Annotated in this window: 18 protein-coding genes; 10 read left to right on the plus strand and 8 right to left on the minus strand. The window is 65.1% G+C overall.

The features are described from left to right. Nucleotides 1-235 precede the first annotated feature (235 nt). From gyrB to murA, 3 genes are all read left to right on the plus strand, one after another. On the plus strand, nt 236-2671 hold the full coding sequence (gene gyrB, locus AC1RQP_RS13175) for a DNA topoisomerase (ATP-hydrolyzing) subunit B (protein ID WP_492937313.1): 2436 nt from the start codon (nt 236-238) through the stop codon (nt 2669-2671). Between the two features lie 199 nt (nt 2672-2870). Continuing rightward, the gene (locus AC1RQP_RS13180) at nt 2871-3338 is read left to right on the plus strand and encodes a hypothetical protein (protein ID WP_492937314.1); all 468 of its coding nucleotides are present in this window, start codon (nt 2871-2873) and stop codon (nt 3336-3338) included. 137 nt (nt 3339-3475) lie between these two features. Then, nucleotides 3476-4771: a UDP-N-acetylglucosamine 1-carboxyvinyltransferase gene (gene murA, locus AC1RQP_RS13185; protein ID WP_492937315.1), complete on the plus strand. Its 1296-nt coding sequence runs from the start codon at nt 3476-3478 to the stop codon at nt 4769-4771. A 110-nt stretch (nt 4772-4881) separates the two neighbouring features. On the opposite strand, the gene AC1RQP_RS13190 is transcribed toward murA, so the two are convergent. From AC1RQP_RS13190 to AC1RQP_RS13210, 5 genes are all read right to left on the minus strand, one after another. Next, the gene (locus tag AC1RQP_RS13190; protein ID WP_492937316.1) at nt 4882-5184 is read right to left on the minus strand and encodes a cysteine rich repeat-containing protein; all 303 of its coding nucleotides are present in this window, start codon (nt 5182-5184) and stop codon (nt 4882-4884) included. A 78-nt stretch (nt 5185-5262) separates the two neighbouring features. After that, nucleotides 5263-5706: a periplasmic heavy metal sensor gene (locus AC1RQP_RS13195; RefSeq protein ID WP_239628342.1), complete on the minus strand. Its 444-nt coding sequence runs from the start codon at nt 5704-5706 to the stop codon at nt 5263-5265. After that, a complete protein-coding gene (locus tag AC1RQP_RS13200) occupies nt 5703-6131 on the minus strand; it encodes a hypothetical protein (protein WP_492937317.1) in 429 nt (142 codons plus the stop codon). Before AC1RQP_RS13200 ends, AC1RQP_RS13195 begins: the two co-directional genes overlap by 4 nt. Further along, entirely contained in the window at nt 6128-6688 is a 561-nt protein-coding gene (locus AC1RQP_RS13205) for an RNA polymerase sigma factor (RefSeq protein ID WP_239628345.1), read from the minus strand. Before AC1RQP_RS13205 ends, AC1RQP_RS13200 begins: the two co-directional genes overlap by 4 nt. Nucleotides 6689-6827: 139 nt before the next feature. After that, nucleotides 6828-7559, minus strand: coding sequence for an outer membrane protein (locus tag AC1RQP_RS13210; protein WP_239628354.1), 732 nt, complete (start codon nt 7557-7559; stop codon nt 6828-6830). A gap of 163 nt (nt 7560-7722) precedes the next feature. On the opposite strand from AC1RQP_RS13210, the gene AC1RQP_RS13215 reads away from it, so the two are divergent. The 3 genes from AC1RQP_RS13215 to AC1RQP_RS13225 are packed head-to-tail and all read left to right on the plus strand — an operon-like array spanning nt 7723 to nt 10255. After that, complete coding sequence (locus AC1RQP_RS13215; protein WP_239628356.1) at nt 7723-9123, plus strand: MATE family efflux transporter; 1401 nt, start codon at nt 7723-7725, stop codon at nt 9121-9123. Further along, nucleotides 9120-9608, plus strand: coding sequence for a DUF2867 domain-containing protein (locus AC1RQP_RS13220; RefSeq protein WP_492937318.1), 489 nt, complete (start codon nt 9120-9122; stop codon nt 9606-9608). The genes AC1RQP_RS13215 and AC1RQP_RS13220 overlap by 4 nt, the downstream gene beginning before the upstream one ends. After that, on the plus strand, nt 9605-10255 hold the full coding sequence (locus AC1RQP_RS13225; RefSeq protein WP_492937319.1) for a 2-hydroxychromene-2-carboxylate isomerase: 651 nt from the start codon (nt 9605-9607) through the stop codon (nt 10253-10255). Before AC1RQP_RS13220 ends, AC1RQP_RS13225 begins: the two co-directional genes overlap by 4 nt. Nucleotide 10256: 1 nt before the next feature. Here the strand turns inward: AC1RQP_RS13225 and AC1RQP_RS13230 are convergent, their stop codons facing one another. Then, nucleotides 10257-11372: an FUSC family protein gene (locus AC1RQP_RS13230; protein WP_239628360.1), complete on the minus strand. Its 1116-nt coding sequence runs from the start codon at nt 11370-11372 to the stop codon at nt 10257-10259. 118 nt (nt 11373-11490) lie between these two features. Between AC1RQP_RS13230 and AC1RQP_RS13235 the strand changes: the two genes are divergently transcribed. Continuing rightward, nucleotides 11491-12858 (plus strand): MmgE/PrpD family protein, encoded by a 1368-nt coding sequence (locus tag AC1RQP_RS13235; protein WP_492937320.1) that lies wholly within the window; start codon nt 11491-11493, stop codon nt 12856-12858. A 94-nt stretch (nt 12859-12952) separates the two neighbouring features. On the opposite strand, the gene AC1RQP_RS13240 is transcribed toward AC1RQP_RS13235, so the two are convergent. Continuing rightward, nucleotides 12953-14422: a serine hydrolase domain-containing protein gene (locus AC1RQP_RS13240; RefSeq protein ID WP_492937321.1), complete on the minus strand. Its 1470-nt coding sequence runs from the start codon at nt 14420-14422 to the stop codon at nt 12953-12955. A 145-nt stretch (nt 14423-14567) separates the two neighbouring features. After that, entirely contained in the window at nt 14568-15623 is a 1056-nt protein-coding gene (locus AC1RQP_RS13245; protein ID WP_492937322.1) for a helix-turn-helix domain-containing protein, read from the minus strand. A 316-nt stretch (nt 15624-15939) separates the two neighbouring features. Here AC1RQP_RS13245 and AC1RQP_RS13250 point away from each other — a divergent pair, with 316 nt between their 5' ends. From AC1RQP_RS13250 to AC1RQP_RS13260, 3 genes are all read left to right on the plus strand, one after another. After that, entirely contained in the window at nt 15940-16857 is a 918-nt protein-coding gene (locus AC1RQP_RS13250; protein ID WP_028178100.1) for a pirin family protein, read from the plus strand. A 77-nt stretch (nt 16858-16934) separates the two neighbouring features. Then, the gene (locus AC1RQP_RS13255; RefSeq protein ID WP_492937323.1) at nt 16935-17849 is read left to right on the plus strand and encodes a phosphoribosylaminoimidazolesuccinocarboxamide synthase; all 915 of its coding nucleotides are present in this window, start codon (nt 16935-16937) and stop codon (nt 17847-17849) included. A 712-nt stretch (nt 17850-18561) separates the two neighbouring features. Continuing rightward, nucleotides 18562-19944 carry a hypothetical protein gene (locus AC1RQP_RS13260; RefSeq protein ID WP_492937324.1) on the plus strand — a complete coding sequence of 461 codons (1383 nt, stop codon included), beginning with the start codon at nt 18562-18564 and terminating at the stop codon, nt 19942-19944. Nucleotides 19945-20024: the final 80 nt, after the last annotated feature.

Consider the following 20024-nt stretch of genomic DNA (forward strand, 5'->3'; position numbering starts at 1 on the left):
CCGACCCGCAAAATCCACGTCCTGCAAGACCCGACACGAGCCCTCGAATCGCGCTTTTTGCAGTGCCGGAAATCGCCCTTCAAAAGCCTTGAAAATCGGCCTAAAAACCCCATCTGTTCAAAGGGTTGCCGGGAGATACTTTGCGCTAGGCGCAAGCGTTCTTTCGTGGCACAAATAGCCCCGCAAATCAGCGCCTTTTGCGCCGCTGATTCGGGCGACATCTCGAAGGCCTCTCATGACAGAACCTGCTCGGCAGCCCGCTGCCGAAAACGAGCCCTCCACCGCGAGCGAATACGGGGCGGAATCGATCCGCGTGCTCAAGGGTCTGGACGCCGTCCGCAAGCGCCCGGGCATGTATATCGGCGACACCGATGACGGCTCGGGCCTGCACCACATGGTCTACGAGGTCGTCGACAACGCGATCGACGAAGCGCTCGCGGGCCATGCCACGCGAGTCGAAGTGATCCTCAATTCCGACAATTCCGTCACCGTGCGCGATGACGGCCGCGGCATTCCCGTCGACATCCACAAGGGCGAAGGCATCTCGGCGGCCGAGGTCATCATGACCCAGCTGCACGCCGGCGGTAAGTTCGACCAGAACTCCTACAAGGTCTCCGGCGGTCTGCACGGCGTCGGCGTCTCCGTCGTCAACGCGCTGTCGAGCAAGCTCGGCCTGCGCATCTGGCGCGACAACAAGGAGCACTATATCGAGTTCGCCCATGGCGATGCCGTCGCACCGCTGAAGGTGGTCGGCGACGCGCCGGGCAGGCGCGGCACCGAGGTGACGTTCCTGGCCTCGACCGAGACGTTCAAGAACATCGAATACGATTTTGCCACGCTCGAGCACCGCCTGCGCGAGCTCGCCTTCCTCAATTCCGGCGTCAACATCGTCCTCTCCGACATGCGTCATGCGGTCGAGAAGCGCGAGGAGATGCACTATTCCGGCGGCGTCGAGGAATTCGTCAAATATCTCGACCGCAACAAGAAGGCGATCGTGCCGGCGCCGATCATGGTGCGCTCGGAAGCCAACGGCATCGGCGTCGAGGCCGCGCTGTGGTGGAACGACAGCTACCACGAGAACGTGCTGTGCTTCACCAACAACATCCCGCAGCGGGACGGCGGCACCCATCTCGCCGGCTTCCGCGGCGCGCTGACGCGCCAGGTCAACGGCTATGCCGAGGCCAACGCCAAGAAGGAAAAGATCGCGCTGACCGGCGATGACTGCCGCGAAGGTCTCACCGCCGTTCTGTCGGTGAAGGTGCCCGATCCGAAATTCTCGTCGCAGACCAAGGACAAGCTGGTGTCCTCGGAAGTGCGTCCCGTGGTCGAGAACGTCCTCAACGAGGCGCTTCAGGCCTGGTTCGAGGAGCACCCCTCCGAAGCCAGGATGATCGTCGGCAAGGTGATCCAGGCAGCCGCGGCCCGCGAAGCCGCGCGAAAAGCGCGCGAGCTGACCCGCAAGAGCCCGCTTTCCGTCTCCTCGCTGCCCGGCAAGCTCGCCGACTGCCAGGAAAAGGATCCGGCCAAGTCCGAACTCTTCATCGTCGAGGGCGACTCGGCAGGCGGCAGCGCCAAGCAGGGCCGCAACCGCGAATTCCAGGCGGTGCTGCCGCTGCGCGGCAAGATCCTCAACGTCGAACGCGTCCGTCCCGACAAGATGCTCTCGTCGGAGCAGATCGGCACGTTGATCACCGCGCTCGGCACCGGCATCAGCGACGAATTCTCGATCGAGAAGCTGCGCTATCACAAGATCATCGTGATGACGGACGCCGACGTCGACGGCGCCCACATCCGCACGCTGCTGCTCACCTTCTTCTATCGCCAGATGCGCGAAATCATCGACGGCGGCTATCTCTATATCGCCCAGCCGCCGCTCTACAAGGTCAGCAGAGGCAAGTCCGAGCAGTACCTGAAGGACGAACGGGCACTGGAAGACTATCTGATCGACACCGGACTTGACGACTGCGTCTTCGTTCCCGGCACCGGCGGCGATCGCACCGGCCGCGATCTGCGTTCGCTGGTCGACGATGCCCGCTCCGTCCGCGGCGTCTTGCGCAATCTGCACAGCCGCTACAACCGCAAGGTGATCGAGCAGGCCGCCATCACCGGCGTGCTGAACAAGGCGATCTACGGCGATCCGGAGAAGGCTGCGGCGGCCGCGCAATACATCGCGAGCCGGCTGGACAACCAGGCGGAGGAGGTCGAGCGCGGCTGGGTCGGGCAATATGTGGAAGGCCAGGGCTTCCAGTTCGAGCGCACCGTGCGCGGCGTCAAGGAAGCCGCTGTCATCGACGCCGCCTTCCTGGGGTCCGCGGAGGCGCGCAAGCTCGACGAGTACACAGTGAAGCTTCAGGACGTCTATGCCCGCCCCGGCAAGCTGCGGCGGAAGGACGTCGAGCACATGGTCTACGGTCCGGTCGATCTGTTCGAGGCCGTCACCGACGCCGGCCGCAAGGGCGTCACGCTGCAGCGCTACAAAGGTCTCGGCGAGATGAACCCGGAGCAGCTCTGGGAGACCACGCTCAACACCGACGCGCGTTCGCTGCTCCAGGTGAAGGTCAAGGAGGTCGACGAGGCCGACGACATCTTCACCAAGCTGATGGGCGACGTGGTCGAGCCGCGCCGCGACTTCATCCAGGAGCATTCGCTCAGCGCGACGATCGATATCTGAGGCCTTTGGAATTGGATGGTCGTCATGCCCGGGCTTGTCCCGGGCATCCATGTTCTTCAATCCGCGCGGCAAGGCGTGGATGGCCGGGACAAGCCCGGCCATGACGATGTGGGTGCACCCCGGCTGAACCTCACCTCCCGCCACGGCGACGAAGTGGCATGAACCCGCAGCGCCAGTTCCGGCCGGGAAGCGCCACGTCATGACCATCTCCGCAGCGACCAGCTCCACCCCGCCCTCCCGCCGTCTCGGCGTGATCGGCAGCATCGTCGGGGTGCTGGCACTGATCGCAGCCGTCCTGCCGCACTGGGTCGTGCCGGTGCTCTATCCCCCGCCGCCGGCTGACAAGGTGATTGTCGACACCGGTCACCGCCTGAAGGACCGCCTGATCGCGCGTGTCAAAGGCGTCGAATATCAGGCGCCGCCGCGCGAGAAATCGACGGGAAACCAGTTGAGGGAGGCATCCTCCATCGGCGCGATCTCGCTCGGCCTGCTCGCCATCCTGCTGTCGGTTCTCGCCCTGGTGTTTCGCGAAGAGAGGCTGCTGGCCGGCGTGGCAGCCACACTGGGGGCCGGCGCCATCGCCGTCGAGATCTCCTTCCTGGCGATGGGCGTCTTGATGCTGATCGTGATCCTTTATGTGGTGGCGAATATCATCGGCTTGTTCTAAACGCCGGTGCAGCGGGCCTCTTCGGCCCAGCAGCGAGCCACGGCCGTGACAAGTGCAGAATTGCTACCCTGCTCAATTCTCGGTAGTTTCCGCCTCCGAAGCAGCCCACCCACCACGACAGGACAGCGAGAGACCAAGTGGCGCCCATCCAATACATCGTCGAGGGCGGTCACCGGCTCTCGGGCTCGATCGAGCCGTCCGGCAACAAGAACTCGGCGCTGCCCATCATCGCCGCCGCGCTGCTCACCGAGCATCCGGTGACGCTCCACAACGTGCCGCGGATCCGCGACACTGAGACGCTGGTCGAGCTGATCCGCTCGGTCGGCGCATCCGCGGAATGGACCGCCCGCAATACGCTGGTGATTCACGCCAAGAGCATCCGCGCCGCCGATCTCGACCCCGAGCTCTGCGTGCGCATTCGCGCCTCGATCCTGCTCGCGGGGCCCCTGCTCGCGCGCTGCGGCGAGCTGATGCTGCCGCCGCCCGGTGGCGACGTCATCGGCCGGCGCCGGCTCGACACCCATGTGCTGGCGCTGGAGCAGCTGGGGGCAAAGGTCACCGCGACCGACCGGCTGGAATTCCGTGCACCGAAGCTGACCGGGGCGGACGTGTTCCTGGACGAGCCCAGCGTCACCGCGACAGAGAATGCGCTGGTCGCGGCGGTCGCCGCCGACGGCGTCACCTATTTGCGCAACGCGGCCTCCGAGCCGCATGTGCAGGACCTCGCCAATTTCCTGGTCGCGCTCGGCGCCAGGATCGAAGGCATCGGCACCAACACCATGATCGTGCACGGGCCGGCGACGACGCTGGGGGAAACGACTTACCGGATCCAGCCCGACCACATCGAGGTCGGCTCGCTGATCGGCCTTGCCGCGGTGACGCGCTCGCCGCTGCGCATCACGCGCGCCGGCATCGAGCATCTGCGCTCGATCCGCATGGGTTTCGAGCGGCTCGGCATCGTCTGCCGCGTCGAGGGCGACGATCTCATCGTGCCCTCGAACCAGACGCTAAAGATCCAGGACGATTTCGGCGGCCATGTGCCCAAGCTGGAGGACCAGCCCTGGCCGGCGTTCCCGGCCGACCTGATGTCGATCGCGATCGTCACCGCCACGCAATGCGAGGGCGTGATCCTGATGTTCGAGAAGATGTTCGAATCGCGAATGTTCTTCGTCGACAAGCTGATCGCGATGGGCGCCCGCATCGTATTGTGCGACCCGCACCGCGCTATCATCGCCGGCCCCAGCCGCCTGCACGGCGCGACGATGACGTCGCCGGACATTCGCGCCGGCATGGCGATGCTGCTCGCCGCGGTGTGCGCCGAGGGCACCTCCACCATCAACAACGCCGATCAGATCGAGCGCGGCTATGAGCGCATCGAGGAACGGCTGAACGCGCTTGGGGCGAGGATCACGCGCGTGCCGGCGCGTAGCTGAAGCGCGATGCGATCGAGGACGGATCGTCATCGCGCTGTGGGTGGTCGTTCGAGCATGGTTCTTTCGGACGACCGCTGCGCGCTCTTCCGGATCGTGCTCAGCCCACCATCCTATTTTGGCGGGTTCGCGTCGAACGCCTGTTTGCAGGCCGCGGACAAGCTCGCGTAATTGTCCCCGAGGCATTTGCGAATGCGGCCGCCGCCCGGCATCGTTCCCGCGCAGAGGCGCGAATAGTCCGCCTTGCAGGCCTGCTTTGCCTCGCTCCGCGCGTCCTGCGCGGAAGCTTGCGAAAGAAACAGCACCAGAAGTGCGATCAAGCTCGCGGCCGCAAGAGCCGCACGCACATAGACGGGAGCCCGCTGCGAGAAACTCACCGCCGGTCCGCTTGCCGCCCTGCCAAATCGTTGCACCATGTCATCTCCACCAATTCGCAGACATCGATGTAGGTGATACGCCTGGACGGACCGAATCCCTCGTTCACCCTGCCAGACTCAGCGAAAATAGCCGCCGACGAGTTGGCGGCGTCCTTTCGGTGAAATTCGCTCCAGCATCTCGACGAAGGTTGCGACGACGAGGTCACCTATCTTCAGCCGCTTGTCGCGGGCGTCCTTCACGGCCGCTTCCAGCTCGGCCCTGTCTAGATTCGTCTGTGCCGCGGTCTTCATGGCCTTCATCAGCGCATGCCGGTACTCGGTCTGGAGAGGCAGCAGTTCGGCCTCCTTGCCCTGATAGATGCTCCACAGGATCTCTGCGTCTTCCTTCGGCAATCTCTCGGCCACACGCTCGATCATCCGGAGCGGCAGGCCCGCGCCCGGCACGAGGCCGCCGGGCTGCAGCCATTGCACCGAGACATAGGTGAGCAGGATGACGTTGAGGCAGAGCGACAGCAGCACGAGCGCTCGCAAAGGAGTGGACGATTCTCGCCAGAACTTCATTGCACCGATCCAAAACCGATTGCGTAGACGTCGAAGACGCCGCTCACGACGGACAAGGGGTCCGACGACGGATGAACATAGGGAATCGCGCCCGCCAGCCACACGCCCACCATCACGGAGCAGGCGAGACTTGCGGCGGGAACGAGAGCCGGCCAGCGCAGCAGGCGGCGATGCCATGGCGGCCGATGCTGCTGCGGCATCGCGGCCAGTCTTTGCAGCACAAGCAAGCTTGAACGATCCGCCCTTTCCGTCTCGATCTCCGGGGCGACCGCAAGGAGGCGGTCGAGGTGCGCCTGCCGATCCAGGACGGCAGCCCCTTCCGCACTCGCCGCAAGTCGCCGCGCGGCCTCACGCGTTGCCGCGGGCCAGCGCTCGACATCGCCTCCCCACGTCTCGGCCAATCGTCTGAACTGATCGGGCGTCATGCGTAGCTCCCCGTGTCCTGTATTTTCTGAACATTTGCCTTGAGCGCCGTGCGGGCGCGGCCCAGCAGCGATTCGAACGCCTTGGCGCTGAGGTTCATCGCCTTCGCCGCCTCCTCGCCGCTCAATCCCTCCATGTGGAAGAGCGCGATCGCGCCGCGCTGACGGTCCGACAGTCCGAGCATTGCGCGGTTGAGAAGGCGGAATTCCTCATCGGCGATCAGCCGCTCGACCGCGTGCGGCCCCGTATCGGGCACATCACCAGCCGCATCGAGCGGCTGGAACGTACGGCGCCTCGTGCGGTCGAACGTCAGGTTGAGGACGATGCGGTAGAGCCAGGTCGTGAATTTCGCAACCTGCGGATCGAACGAAGCCGCGTGAGTCCAGACGCGCATGAACGCCTCCTGGCCGATGTCATCGGCCTCGACCGGATCGCGGACGATCCGCTCCGCGACCCGCAGCGCCCGCGGCATGTGACGCCGCATGAGGATACGAAACGCATGCTGCCGCCGCGCCGAAACCTCCACCATCAAGGCCTCGTCCGATGGCTCTTCCATCATCTCGATCTGTTGCCCTGGCCTGCGGCCATCGTTGCTGCGGAGTGCGCGCCGGTCCCGGCCGGGAGAGATATGCCGCATTGCCGGGACGCACCGCCGCTTCAATTGAGGCACCTGCGGCAACAAGCCGCGATCGCCCCGGTCAAAAGCGCCAATACACGCCGGCTCGAACGGTATGCGTATCGAGCGTGGATTCGCGCTCACCGAAAGCGGTCGCCCCGACCGTCTGTGCTCCGAGCGTCTTTGATCCGTAATTGTCATAGAGATATTCGAGCCGGAGCGACGCCGGCCGGGCGAAGCGGAATTCCGCGCCCGCTCCGATCGACCAGCCGATTCGGGTGTCGCTCCAGTTCGCAACCGTGCCGCTCGCATTGTCGAACGCCTTGCTCTCGACGCCTGCGATTGCAAGGCCGCCGCTGGCGAACAGCAGCGTCCGGTCGAAAGCGTAGCCGATGCGCCCACGCAGATGGCTATTCCAGTTGACGGCGGATTGTAGCTGCGTGACGGCGGGGGTCGGCGCAAAGCCGATATCGATGGTCGCGCGCGCATCGACGAAGTTCACATCGCCCTCGATGCCGGCGACGATCCGGCCCCATTGCGCGGAGAAGCCGGCCGTGGCGCCTACCGTGGCTCCCTTCGGATCCATGAAGTGAAATTCACCGGTGGCCGGAAACGAGACCTCGGAGCGGCCCGACAGATAGCCGGCCTGGACGCCGAAATAGGGCCCGGCCCAGCTCAAGAGAGCCGCTGACGCGGCCTGGGCTTGCGGTGGGGGTGAGACAGGCAGCCGCAGATCGGCCGCCGCGACTTGGCCAGCACCCACGACAGAACCGATGATCACCGCGGCGAGCGTCAGTCCAAATCGCGCTGTCATGCTCAAATTCCCAATCTGAGACCGGCGGAAGTTCGCCGCACATGACGAATACGGCGCAAGCCACACTTTCCTTCGCTCAGCGCGCGCTTTTTTTCCGGCGGGACCCCACCCACCTCGTTCCTTTGCCGTTACTTCGCCAATCGGGGCTGCTATGCCCCCTGCCATGACTGATCTTGTGGATACCAAACAGCCGTACCGGGCACGCTCGGATGCGCCGCCAAACCATCTCGCGCAAGAATTCGTCGAGACGCTGCGCCTCGCCGTGCCGTTGATGCTGACGCAGCTCGGGCAGATCGCGATGATCACCACCGATCTCGCGATGATCGGGCGGCTCGGCGAGGATGCGGTGGCCGCGGCGGCGCTGGCCCATACGGTCTATTTCGTCAGCTTCACCTTCGGGCTCGGATTGACGTCCGCCGTGTCGCCGCTGGTGGCACAGGCGTTCGGCGCCGGCGACGTCAGGCTGATCCGCCGCTCCTTGCGCGTCGGGCTTTGGGTCGCGCTGCTGATCTCGCTGCCGATGATGGCTTCGCCGCTCTATGGCGAGCAGATCCTGCTCGCGCTCGGACAGGCGCCGCATTCGGCCAGCCTCGCCCAACACTACCTGAATGGACTTGCCTGGGGCATTGCACCGGCGCTCGGCTTCATCGCCCTGCGTGGCATGATGAGCGCGGTGAACCGGCCGCAGGCGCCATTGTGGATCACGGTCGCGGCGATTCCCGTCAATGCCGCGCTGGTCTATGCCCTGATCCACGGCCTGTTCGGCCTGCCGGAGCTCGGCCTGTTCGGCGCGGGGCTCGCGACCACGCTGGTCAATCTCGGCACCTTCATCGCGGCACTCGCCATCGCCGGGCTGCGCAAGCCGTTTGCGGACTACCGTCCGCTCGCCCGTCTGTGGCGGATCGACTGGCCCTTGATGCGCCAGCTCATTGCGATCGGCGCGCCGATCTCGTTTTCGCTGTTGCTGGAATATGGCCTGTTCTCATCGGCGGCACTGCTGATGGGACTGATCTCGACCGCCGCGATTGCCGCGCACCAGATCGCGCTCCAGGTCACGGCCGTGCTGTTCATGGTGCCGCTCGGCATCGGCATGGCGGCGACGGTGCGGGTCGGCCATGCCTTCGGCCGCGGTGATGCCGCGGCCGTGAAGCGTGCAGGGCTCGCTGCAGCCGTGCTCGGCGTCGCGCTGGTGTCCGCGCTGACGATCGCCATCATCATCGGGCGCTACCAGCTCGGCCGGCTGTTCTTCGGCGCCGGCAGCGAAAGCGCGGCCACCGTCGAACTGACCGCGACACTGCTGGTGGTCGGCGCCACCTTCTTCATCGCCGACGGCCTCCAGACCATCATGGGCGGCGCGCTGCGCGGCATCAACGACACCAGGATGACGCTGCTGTTCGCGGCGATCGGCTATTGGGGCATCGCCTTTCCCATCGCCTGGGTGCTGGCGTTCAATGCCGGGCTCGGCGCGGTCGGAGTCTGGATCGGATTCTCGATCGGCACGTTCGTCTATGCCGGCCTGCTGATCTTGCGCTTCCGGATGCTGACGCGCAGATTGGCGGGATGATCGGGATGGTCCGCGAAGTCACGCCGGAGGTCGACGCCAGTGCAGTGCTGGCCGGCGCCCAGTTCATCGACGCGTTTCGCGTGGAAGTCGGCGCGGCGGCTGTGAACGCCCGCGAGGCCTGCACCAGGATGGTGCTGGACGGGCCACGCTGGATCGACGCGCTGCTGCGCCTGCGCAACATTCTGGTGAGGCCGTTCGGGCTGAAGACATCGGGCGAGGGCGCGCCGGCGCCCGGCGGCATGATCGGTCTGTTTCCGGTGCTGGGTGAAACGCCCGAGCGGCTGGTCGCGGGCTTCGACGATTCTCACCTCGACTTCCGCATCGTGGTCGACGTGGAGGGCAATGCCGCGAGCCGTCGGGTGACCTCGACGACGCTGGTGCGGACACATAACCTGCTCGGACGGACCTATCTCATCCTCATCATGCCTTTTCACAAGCTGGTGGTCCGCAGCATGATGGGACGGATCGTGGAGCCGGCGCGATGACCTTGTCAGTCGATCTCTTCTTCTCCTTCCGCAGCCCCTACAGCTATCTGGCGCTGCCCAAGACGCTGAAGCTCGTCGAAGACTATGATCTCGCGGTGAACCTGCGTCCCGTCTATCCGCTCGCGGTGCGCGTGCCCGGCTTCTTCAAGAAAGCCAACCCGCAGTTCGCACGCTACGTTGTCCGCGATTCCACCCGCGTGGCGGAATACGAGGGCATTCCGTTCCGCTTTCCCCGGCCCGACCCGATCGTGCAGAACATGACGACGCTGGAGGTCGCGGCCGAGCAGCCCTACATCCATCGCCTGACCCGGCTGGGCGCCATGGCGCAGCTCGAAGGCCGCTCGCTCGTGTTCACCTCCGCGATCGCGCGCGTACTATGGGACGGCTCAGTGGCAGGATGGAACGAAGGCGACCACCTCGCACGCGCCGCCGCGGCGGCCGGCTTCGATCTCGCCGCCATGGATGCCGCGATCACCGCCGATCCGGACCGCTACGAGCGGGTGATTGCGGAGAACGAGAAGGACCACGCGGCCTCAGGCCATTGGGGCGTGCCGACCTTCGTGTTCGAGAACGAGCCGTTCTTCGGCCAGGACCGCATCGATCTCCTGGTCTGGCGCATGCAGGGCAAGGGGTTGGCGAAGCGGTAGCTCACCCTGCTACCCGCGCAGACTTGCCCGCGGCCGCCTCCGACCACTCCCCGACGACGCGATCGAGATCGCACAGATTCTGGTGCATCTGCTCCAGCGAGAAACCGAGTGCGAAGAAGCGCTCGGCGGTGTCGCCGGGCTGGCCGCGAATCAGGCCGTCATGGCGTACAGACGCGACCGCCTCGGCGTAATGCTGGAGCGCGACGTGGACGGGATGGATCGGCGGCGCGCCCGCGCCTTCGCGCAAGGCCGCCGCGGCCGAACGCAGGAAACGCGCGATCACGGTCGAGACTTCCGCCAGCGGGCCTGCGAGCCGCGTCTGCACGTCGGCGGGCAGCGGCACCACGGTGGCCCGGCCGATCATCACGACGTCATGGCGCAGCCGCAGGATGGTTCGCAGCAAGGGACCCGTGTCCGGGCCGCTCGACAGGCGCGCGGCGCGCTCGCGTTCGGCCTCGGAGCCGATCGCGTTGAGGCTGACCATGGCGGTGCCGATGCCGTCCTGGATCCGGTGCAGCGCGTCGTTGTCGCGGCCGCGCGTGAGGCCCGCGAGCAGCTCGGTGAAAGCATCCGCGATCAATTCGAGCAGCGTCGCCGCGGAGGCGCGGATCTGCCGCACTGCGCGCGAGGGCAGCACCAGGAACGAAACGAGCAGCCCCGTAACGGCGCCGACCGCGACCTCGCTGACCCGATCGATCGCCGAGGTCATGGGATCGGAGTGGTGCATGGTCGGGACCAGGAGCACGATCACCGCGGTGACCGTGGCCGCGCTGAGGCTCGGATTGATCGCGGCGATGAAGGCGAGCGGGGCGACGGAGAGAACCAGAAGCCCCAGCAGACCGGCTTCGCTGGAATAAGGGATCAGGATCGCAATGGCGCCGCCATAGACGGCGCCGCCGATGGTGCCGAGCATGTAGTCGCGCGTTGCCTTCAGCGAGCGGCCGACACTCATCTGGGTCACGATCAGGGAGGTCAGCACCGCCCAGAGTGGCAGCAACAGATGCAGCGCGGTCGCGATCGCATAGGCCGCGGCCGCGGCCACCGTGACCCGGATCGCCAGCCCCAATTGCGTCCGCCGCGACCTGATATGGTCGAACAGCTCATTTTTGAGTGCCATCGAAGTCCCGGTCCGATCCTGGAAGCCAAGCAAAAGCATGGCTGATGCCCGCAGCCCCAAGGCCGCTTGAAAGGCCAAATCAGCCCGCCTAACTTGCGCGCCAAAACGAGGAAACACGATGGCCCACGAAACCGCAACGCTCGCCGCCTATGTCTTCAACCTGAAATACCAGGATATTCCGGCGGAAGTGCTGGATCGCGCAAAAGTGCTGACGCTGGACTTCCTCGGCAGCGCGATCCGGGCGCGACGCGAGGCCGAATCGACCCCGTCGATGCTGAAAATGCTGGAGGCGCTGGCGCTCGACACCAAGGGCGAATCGACCGTATTCGGCGACAGCAAGACCTGGACGCCGGCGGTCGCGGCGCTGCTCAACGGCGCGCTCGGCCATTCCCTCGACTTCGACGACACCCACGCCGATTCCTCGCTGCATCCGAGCGCGCCGGTGGTTCCTGCCGCCTTCGCCGTCGGCGAGATGGTCGGCGCGTCCGGCCGTGACGTGCTGACCGCGATCGTTGCGGGTTATGAGGTCTGCTGCCGGCTCGGCAACGCGCTCGACCCGACCTCGCATTATGCGCGCGGATTCCACCCGACCGCGACGGCCGGCACCTATGGCGCGGCCGCGGCGGCCGGCAAGCTGTTCGGCCTCAGCGAGAAGCAGCTCATCGCCGCGTTCGGAGTCTCCGGCAGCCAGGCCGCGGGCTCGCTGCAATTTCTGGTCAACGGCGCCTGGAACAAGCGCTACCAGGTCGGCGCCGCCGCGATGAACGGCGTGATCGCCGCGACGCTGGCGCGCAACGATTTCGTCGGCGCGACGGAATCGGTCGAGGGCAAGCACGGCCTGCTCGCCGCCTACACCGACGACGCGCATCCGGACAAGGCGGTCGCCGAGCTCGGCAAGACCTACGAGACCATGAAGATCGGCGTGAAGCCGTATCCGAGCTGCCGCTACACCCATGCCGCGATCGACGCGCTGATCGCGATGCGGCGCGAGCACAATCTGACGCCGGATCAGGTCAAGCGCGTCGAGATCGGCCTGCACCGCAACGGCATCACGCTGACCGGGGATGCAGCGACCAAGCGCCAGCCGCGCTCGATCGTCGGCGGCCAGTTCTCGATGTTCTTCACCGGCGCGCTCGCGCTCGACCAGGGCTCTTTCGGCTGGGACGATTACAACCGCCTGGGCGATGCCGCGATCGACGCGCTCGCCGACAAGTTCGACGTGGTGCAGGACGACCGCCTCGAGATCGGCCGCACCCACCCGTTCGGCGCCCGCGTCAGCATCACCACGGACGATGGCGTGCATGAGCGGCTCTATGCCGATCCCTCCGGCGAGCCAAATTCGTTCCCGGACACGCAGGCCATGCAGCAGAAATTCCTGACGCTGGCCCGCCCGGTGCTGAACGCGCGGGCGGAGAAATTCGCGGACGCGATCATGACGCTGGAGCGGTTCGATCGCGTCGCCAAGGCGACGGAGCTGGGGAGGTAGTGGATCTCTTCGCCTCTCCCCGCTTGCGGGGAGAGGCCGGAATCCAAGCTGCGCTTGGATTCCGGGTGAGGGGGATTCTCCGCGAGTCCAATTGTCACCTCCCTTGCGGAAACTCCCCCTCACCCCAACCCTCTCCCCGCAAGCGGGGCGAGGGAGAAGGGACGGGGCGCGTTGCCGCCACCACGTCGCGCACGAGATCGAACACGCCGTCCGCTTCCGGCGGGGCGTTCGGCGAGCGTCCCATGCGCACGATCACCAGCTTCTCCGACGGGATCACGATGGTGTATTGCCCGATCGTGCCCTTGGCGAAGAAGGCATCGCGCGGCCAGCCGTGCTCCACGCGAAACTTCGCGCCAAAACTGTCGCCCTGGTTGGTCCAGAAGCCGGCGCCGATGCCGACCCACGCGTTCGGCGTGGGCGTGGCCGTGTAGCTCACCCACCCCTCAGGGAGGATGCGCTTGCCGCCGGCGACGCCGTCATTGAGATAGAGCTGGCCGAAGCGCGCCCAGTCGCGTGCGGAGGCCAGCATCTCGCTCGATCCTTCGATCGTGCCCGAGCCATCGAGCTGGAGCACGACATGGCGCATGCCGAGCGGCGCGAACAATTCGTGGCGCGCGAAGCGGAGCGCGTCAGCGGGGTTGCCGCCGGTGGCGACGCGGATCAGATGCGAGAGGATGAGGATGTTGCCGTCGTGATAGTTCCACGCCGTGCCCGGCGCGGTCTCGAGCGGGACGGTCTCGGCATAGGCGGCCATGTCGGTCTCCACGAACTTCATCCGGTTGACCGGCTCGAACGCCGAGCCGAGCGAGGCTTGCAGCGAACTGCCGAGCGCAAGGCCAGCGGTGTGGCGAAGCAGCTGATCGACCGAGATGGCGTGACGCGGATCATCGGGATCTTTCCAGGCCGCGACCGGAGCGGGCCCGTCGAGCTTCAGCTCGCCCTGGCGCACCAGCACGCCGATCAAGGCCGAGATCACCGACTTCGTCATGGAGAAGCCGAGCAGCGGCGTCTCAGGTCCAATGCCGTCGGCGTAGCGCTCGGCGATGATGCGACCGGCCTTCATCACGACGATGGCGCGGGTGCGGCGGTGGGGCGGCTGCGCAGGCTCGGTGAAGGCACGGTCGAGCGCGGCGGCAATCTCGGGACTTTGCGGCGGCACGATCGCGGGGCCGGCGATCTCGGGCAACAATGCCGGCCGCCCGTCGTCTGCAGGCGGCTCGACGACGGTAACGCCTGCGCCGTGCTCGAGCGTGCAGCCCAGGCCCTCGCGATAGACGGCGTGGCTGCGGCCGAGGCCGAACAACGTCACCGTGACATCCTTGCGGACGCGGTCGACCCGGTAGTCCATCGCCCAGGTGATCAGGCCGGTCCCGGGCATGGCATCGTTGGTCTCGGCAAAGTTGCGCTCCGGATCGAGTCCGGAGACGAACGTCTCCGCGCAGAGAATGTCCGCAACGAAGCCGGTGGCCACCTTCGGGACGTCGCGGGCACGGGCGGCGCCGAGCGCGATACCGGCAGCGGCGATGGTGGCGGTGAGGAGGACGATCTTGCGGCGGCGGGTCACAGCTTTTCTCTCCGGCTTGGGGGCATGCAGGAAGGAAGCCGGAGCCGGCTGAGGCGCGCTCGCCGGATTTGGAAAATGGCCTGCCGGAAACTGTATCGCGGCTCGCCGATTCTGAAATTGCCTCGATATTACAATAACCTATGAATCAGACCGCATTTACCTTCAGCCGCCGATATTCCGTCGGTGTCACGCCGGTCACGGCCTTGAAGGCGCGGTTGAACGGTCCGAGCGACTGGAAGCCGGCGTCGATGGCGATGGTGATGACGGGGACCGCGGCCTGGGCGGGGTCGGCGAGCGCGGCCTTGGCCTCCTCGATCCGGTGATTGTTCAGGAACACATTGAAGTTGCGATAGCCGAGCTTCTGGTTGATCAGCCGGCGCAGGCGGTACTCGGGAATCTTGAGCCGGCCCGCCAGCACGCCGATGGTGATGTTCTCCTGGCGATAGATGCGCTCGTCCGCCATCAGGCGCATCAGGGCATCGATGAGCTTCCGGTCGGCGGATTCATCGGCCCTCCCGGGTTGGGCCAGAATCGCCGGCGCGGACGTTGACACCGGAAACAGATCGGCGCCGTCGACGCGCATCATCGCATAGGCAATGGCCGCAACGATGCAGGCGAGCACACCGGCATTGATCGTGTTGGCGACATCGCCTGCGCTGCCGGCAACGAGGATCTGAAGCAGCGCATTCAACCCGCCATAGAGCGCGGCGGCACAGACGATGAAGACACGAACATTGCGGCGGCGCTCGACCAGGTCAACCGACCACGAGGCGATCGTCTGCGCCACCGCGAGCGCGATGAAACCGAGCACGATCAAATCGACTGCGATCACGGAGAAGCGCGTGTTCCCGCCGGGTGCGATCCAGAGACACCCGACAAGGCTGAAGGCAGTCACTGCCGCCCAGATCAACCCGTGCCATGATTGCAGGCGAAATTCGTCATCGAACAGCGCGCGCGTGAACAACCAGAACACCACGATGTTGCCAGTCGAGAGCGCAATCAGCGGTGCATGCCACGCCGGGACCAGCGACGATACGCCGATCGAATAGCTCGCCGCATGCGCGGCCGAGCCGAGCGCGAAGGCCGCGCCGAGGCGGGCTGCCAGCACCTTGCGGAAGTCGGAGAGCAATGACGCCGCCAGCACCAGCAACAGCGCGACGCTGGCGGCGCGAAAGGCGAGCTCGGTTGCGGCAAGGGTCATCGGGTGGTGCGATCGGTCGCAGTTGAAGGCCGCCAAACATCGTTGGTTGCGCCAGGTTTTTCAAGGACCATCCGCAGGCCACGCCTAGAGCCACCTCCACCGCTGTCATCGCCCGGCTTGACCGGGCGATCCAGCAATCCGAGACAGCAGTGATGAATCGAGAGGCTGCGGCGTACTGGATCGCCCGCCTTCGCGGGCGATGACAGCGGAGTATGAGGCCTCATTGCGACACGACGTCTTGTCCGGTCTTTGCCGCGACGATGCTGCGAAATCCTGCTACGATCAGACTCACTGAGATACAAAAAGGAGTCCACCCATGAGCTGGCAACCCTCGAACGATCCCGTGCTCGGCGATCCCATGTCCTGCGATGCGCTCGATCTCGTCATCGTGCCGCGGACACGCGATCTCGGCGACGGATTCGCGGTGCGACGGGCGCTGCCGCACGGCAAGCGGCAGATGGTCGGGCCCTTCATCTTCTTCGACCATTTCGGCCCGGTGCAGTTCGTCTCGGGCAAGGGCATGGACGTGCGGCCGCATCCGCATATCGGGCTTGCCACCGTCACCTATCTGTTCGACGGCGCGATCATGCATCGCGACAGCGAGGGCAACGTCCAGGAGATCGCGCCGGGGGCGATGAATCTGATGACGGCCGGCCGCGGCATCGCGCACTCCGAACGCACGCCGGATGCGCAGCGCGCCTCGGGCCAGAAGATGCTGGGATTGCAGAGCTGGATCGCGCTGCCGGCCGGATCGGAAGAGATCGCGCCGTCGTTCCAGCACTACGCCGCGGGCGAACTGCCGATGATCTCCGAGCGTGATTTTACCGCACGCGTGATCGCTGGCTCCTCCTTCGGCATCGCCTCGCCCGTCACGATGGTGTCGCCCTGGTTCTACACCGAGGTCACGGCAGTCGCGGGCGCGACCGTGCCGCTCGATCCTGATCATGAGGAGCGCGCGATTTACGTGGTGGAGGGCGAGGTCGAGATCGCGAACGAACGTTACGAGGGGCCGCGGCTCCTGATCTTCCGGCCCGGCGACCGCATCACCGTGAAGGCGCTCAAGGCGACGCGGATGATGTTTCTCGGCGGCGATGCGCTGGAAGGCCCGCGCCACATCTGGTGGAATTTCGTCTCCTCCAGCAAGGAGCGGATCGAGCAGGCCAAGCAGGACTGGAAAACCGGCCGCTTCGCCGCAGTTCCGCAGGAACACGAGTTCATTCCGCTGCCGGAATAGGCTAATCGGGTTTCCGGCTGCGCCATCCGGCGCGGCCGGTTCATTGCCTGAAGGCCCTGCCTGCGAAAGCCATACCGATGTCCACCATGCTCTCCAGCGACCTGCCCCTGCCCAAGATCGGACGCGGCAAGGTGCGCGATATCTACGCCGTCGACGATGATCGTCTGCTGCTCGTCACCACCGACCGCATCAGCGCCTTCGACGTGGTGATGGCCGAGACCATCCCGATGAAGGGCGCCGTGCTGACGCAGATCAGCGCGTTCTGGTTCAACGAGCTCGAAGGCGTGGTGCCGCATCACATGATCAGCGCGGACACCGACGAGATCGTCGCGGCCGTGCCGACGCTGAAACCGCACCGCGCCGAGATCCTCGGCCGCGCCATGCTGTGCAAGCGAACCACCGTATTCCCGATCGAATGCGTGATCCGCGGCTATCTCTCGGGCTCCGCCTGGAAGGAATATGCCGCGAGCGGCACGCTGGCAGGCGAAAAATTGAAGGCCGGTCTCGTCGAGAGCGAGAAGCTGGAGCCCGCGATCTTCAGCCCTGCGACCAAGGCCGAGAGCGGCCATGACGAGAATATCACCATCGCGAAGATGCGCGAAGTGGTCGGCGACGAGGTCGCCTACACGCTGGAGAGCATGACGCGCGCGATCTACACGCTCGGCGAGGAGCTGGCGCGGGAGCAGGGCATCATCATCGCCGACACCAAGTTCGAGTTCGGCCGCGACAAGGACGGCCGCATCATCCTGATCGACGAGGTGATGACGCCGGATTCCTCGCGCTTCTGGGCGGTGGACGCCTACAAGCCCGGCCAGCCGCAGGCGAGCTTCGACAAGCAGCCGCTCCGCGACTATCTCGACGCAGAACGCCGCGCCGGCCGCTGGAACGGCGACGCCCCGCCACCGCCGCTGCCGGCCAGCGTCGTCGATGCGACCAGCAAACGATATCTGGAAGCGTATCGGCGGGTGACGGGGACAGAGCTGAAGATCTAGCGCGCATCTTTGTCGTCCCGGCGCGACGCGCTCGTCTCAGGCGTCCGACGGTACGATGCGTTTGGCAGGGATCGACCGATGACGCGCTTCATCGCCCGGCCGCGTGATCCGCATCCAGAGCCAGCAGGAGTTCGGCAACACGGTTGGCGGATGCGGTCCATTCCGCGAGCTTGGCATAATTGTCCGTGAACCAGTTGAACGGTCTGGACCACGACGAATGCCGCTGAAGCCTGAACCACTTCGCCCAGCGTCATCATGCCGCCAAGGTATTTGGGGTGGCAAAGCAGGAGACCGACCACCGGCGTCACCAGAAGACCCGTATAAGTGACCAGCGTCATCCGCATTCATTGCCAGCAGTAGATTCGCCAGATCGCAATCACGCCTGCCCACCATGGGCTCCCGTTCAGCGGCTGCCGGATCAGCAGGAGAGACGAACTTGGCTGGCGCGTGGCGCGATGCTCGTCTGCGGCATTGCCGACGAAGATGCCGGCCTTATCGGTTCGGCTCACCGGGCCAAGCAGCATGAGAGAGAATGGCAGCCATCACGCACTAGTGAAAGTTACAGCAGGACAGCCGCTGCCCTTGCGAGTGAACACAAAGGCCGGCAGGTGCGACCAACATTCTACAGCGGAAGAGTTGGCACAGCGCCTGCCTCAGCCGGCCGCATGTCAGCAGGTTCGAGGCAGCATTTTGGTATCCCAGGAGACGCCATATGCAGCTGAAAGATAAAGTCGGACGGTTCGCGGCGACGGGTCGAAGCTGCCAGAACTGGAAAAAGGACCAGGAGTTGGTCATTTCGCTGCTCAACAAGATCTCCATTTCCGACGGTGGTGCTGAGAACATGCTCAAACCGCAGCTGGTCGTGACCGGTCACGCCAGCGAGAGCCTCTACACCTCGATTCTGTATTTCCAAAAGAAGAACTTTCCCGGCACGCCTGACGGTTACATTCGGCCTACAGGTCCGACATTCAAGCGGCTCGTTGAACTGTCGACAAAGGCGGCTGCCAAGCCCGCCCCGCAAAAGGGCCAGTGGGATGCCGTCGCTACTCCTTCCGTCAATGCTGCACTTAGCAAAGGCATCGCCGACGATTTGAAGCTGGATTACGCGGAGGTGGTCGATATCATCCGGGCCACCGTCACGGACGGCATGGTCACCGCATTCGAGCTGGACGACCTGCTCACCATTGCGAACACCTCCAGAACGCTCTCCGCTACTTCGAAAAAGCTCATCAACCTCTTCGTCGGCGACGAACAGAAGAAGTGGCTTGGGATCGGACCGTACGACCTCAATTCGGATCACAAGAAACTCGCCGCAGAAATGGTCTGCGATTTCCTCAAGAACACGAGGACCACGTTCTTTCCGAAGCTCGACCCGCACCGCGTCGGCATAGGTATTCTCAGGCGCATCGCGAAGCCGAGCCTCATCGATCAGGATCAGGGAAGTCTGTGCGGGCCCTCCGCGCTGATGTTCAGCTACGCATCCGATAAGCCAGGGCACTACGCGCGGTTCGCGATCGACCTGTATCAGAAGGGACAGGCGCCTCTTGGCCGCCTGCTAATCAAGCCGGGAAAGGATGTGAGGAACTACACGCCGCCCTGGTCGCTGGACCACGTCGATTGGCTGACGTGCGCCTCCATACGCGATTCAGAGAATTGGTTCCTCGATTTCGACGACACGGGCAGAATCAGCGATCTTGCCGGCGTCACCCTGCCGAGCGAGATGGAGCAATGGTTCCGCAAGGCCGGATACCGGGACGTGCGCGAGAATACCAACATTTCGCGATTCAACAAAGGCATCGCCGATGTAAACGAAGCCAACACCCTGCTCGACAAGGGGTATCGCGTATGCCTCTTCATAAGCGCCAATATGACGGACTATGATGATCAGTCCGATAAAGGCTCCGCGTTCACGATGCACTGGGTCGTGCTGCGCGAGAAGATACAGGTCGCGAACGGGTACGTGAAGGCGAAGGTTTTCTCATGGGGCAATGGAGATTACGAGATCCCGCACCCGAATAAAACCGGCACCATAAAGCCCCTCGCCACCAAGGACTTTCTTATGAATTTTTACGGGTACGTTGCTGCGAAGGCGTGATTGGCGTGAAGCCCTAGCTGATCCCCCCTTCGACGGCCGCGCGTGTGCCGGCCGGCGAAAAAATGCGGGTCGTGAAAGGC

This window comes from Bradyrhizobium sp. GW821-FHT13H06, from assembly GCF_058803975.1.

Bases quoted from the DNA above. Each gene is read 5' to 3' on its own strand.
- gyrB (WP_492937313.1), top strand. From the start codon at position 236: ATGACAGAACCTGCTCGGCAGCCCGCTGCCGAAAACGAGCCCTCCACC.
- AC1RQP_RS13180 (WP_492937314.1), top strand. From the start codon at position 2,871: ATGACCATCTCCGCAGCGACCAGCTCCACCCCGCCCTCCCGCCGTCTC.
- AC1RQP_RS13190 (WP_492937316.1), bottom strand. From the start codon at position 5,184: ATGGTGCAACGATTTGGCAGGGCGGCAAGCGGACCGGCGGTGAGTTTC.
- AC1RQP_RS13195 (WP_239628342.1), bottom strand. From the start codon at position 5,706: ATGAAGTTCTGGCGAGAATCGTCCACTCCTTTGCGAGCGCTCGTGCTG.
- AC1RQP_RS13200 (WP_492937317.1), bottom strand. From the start codon at position 6,131: ATGACGCCCGATCAGTTCAGACGATTGGCCGAGACGTGGGGAGGCGAT.
- AC1RQP_RS13205 (WP_239628345.1), bottom strand. From the start codon at position 6,688: ATGATGGAAGAGCCATCGGACGAGGCCTTGATGGTGGAGGTTTCGGCG.
- AC1RQP_RS13210 (WP_239628354.1), bottom strand. From the start codon at position 7,559: ATGACAGCGCGATTTGGACTGACGCTCGCCGCGGTGATCATCGGTTCT.
- AC1RQP_RS13215 (WP_239628356.1), top strand. From the start codon at position 7,723: ATGACTGATCTTGTGGATACCAAACAGCCGTACCGGGCACGCTCGGAT.
- AC1RQP_RS13220 (WP_492937318.1), top strand. From the start codon at position 9,120: ATGATCGGGATGGTCCGCGAAGTCACGCCGGAGGTCGACGCCAGTGCA.
- AC1RQP_RS13225 (WP_492937319.1), top strand. From the start codon at position 9,605: ATGACCTTGTCAGTCGATCTCTTCTTCTCCTTCCGCAGCCCCTACAGC.
- AC1RQP_RS13230 (WP_239628360.1), bottom strand. From the start codon at position 11,372: ATGGCACTCAAAAATGAGCTGTTCGACCATATCAGGTCGCGGCGGACG.
- AC1RQP_RS13235 (WP_492937320.1), top strand. From the start codon at position 11,491: ATGGCCCACGAAACCGCAACGCTCGCCGCCTATGTCTTCAACCTGAAA.
- AC1RQP_RS13245 (WP_492937322.1), bottom strand. From the start codon at position 15,623: ATGACCCTTGCCGCAACCGAGCTCGCCTTTCGCGCCGCCAGCGTCGCG.
- AC1RQP_RS13250 (WP_028178100.1), top strand. From the start codon at position 15,940: ATGAGCTGGCAACCCTCGAACGATCCCGTGCTCGGCGATCCCATGTCC.
- AC1RQP_RS13255 (WP_492937323.1), top strand. From the start codon at position 16,935: ATGTCCACCATGCTCTCCAGCGACCTGCCCCTGCCCAAGATCGGACGC.
- AC1RQP_RS13260 (WP_492937324.1), top strand. From the start codon at position 18,562: ATGCAGCTGAAAGATAAAGTCGGACGGTTCGCGGCGACGGGTCGAAGC.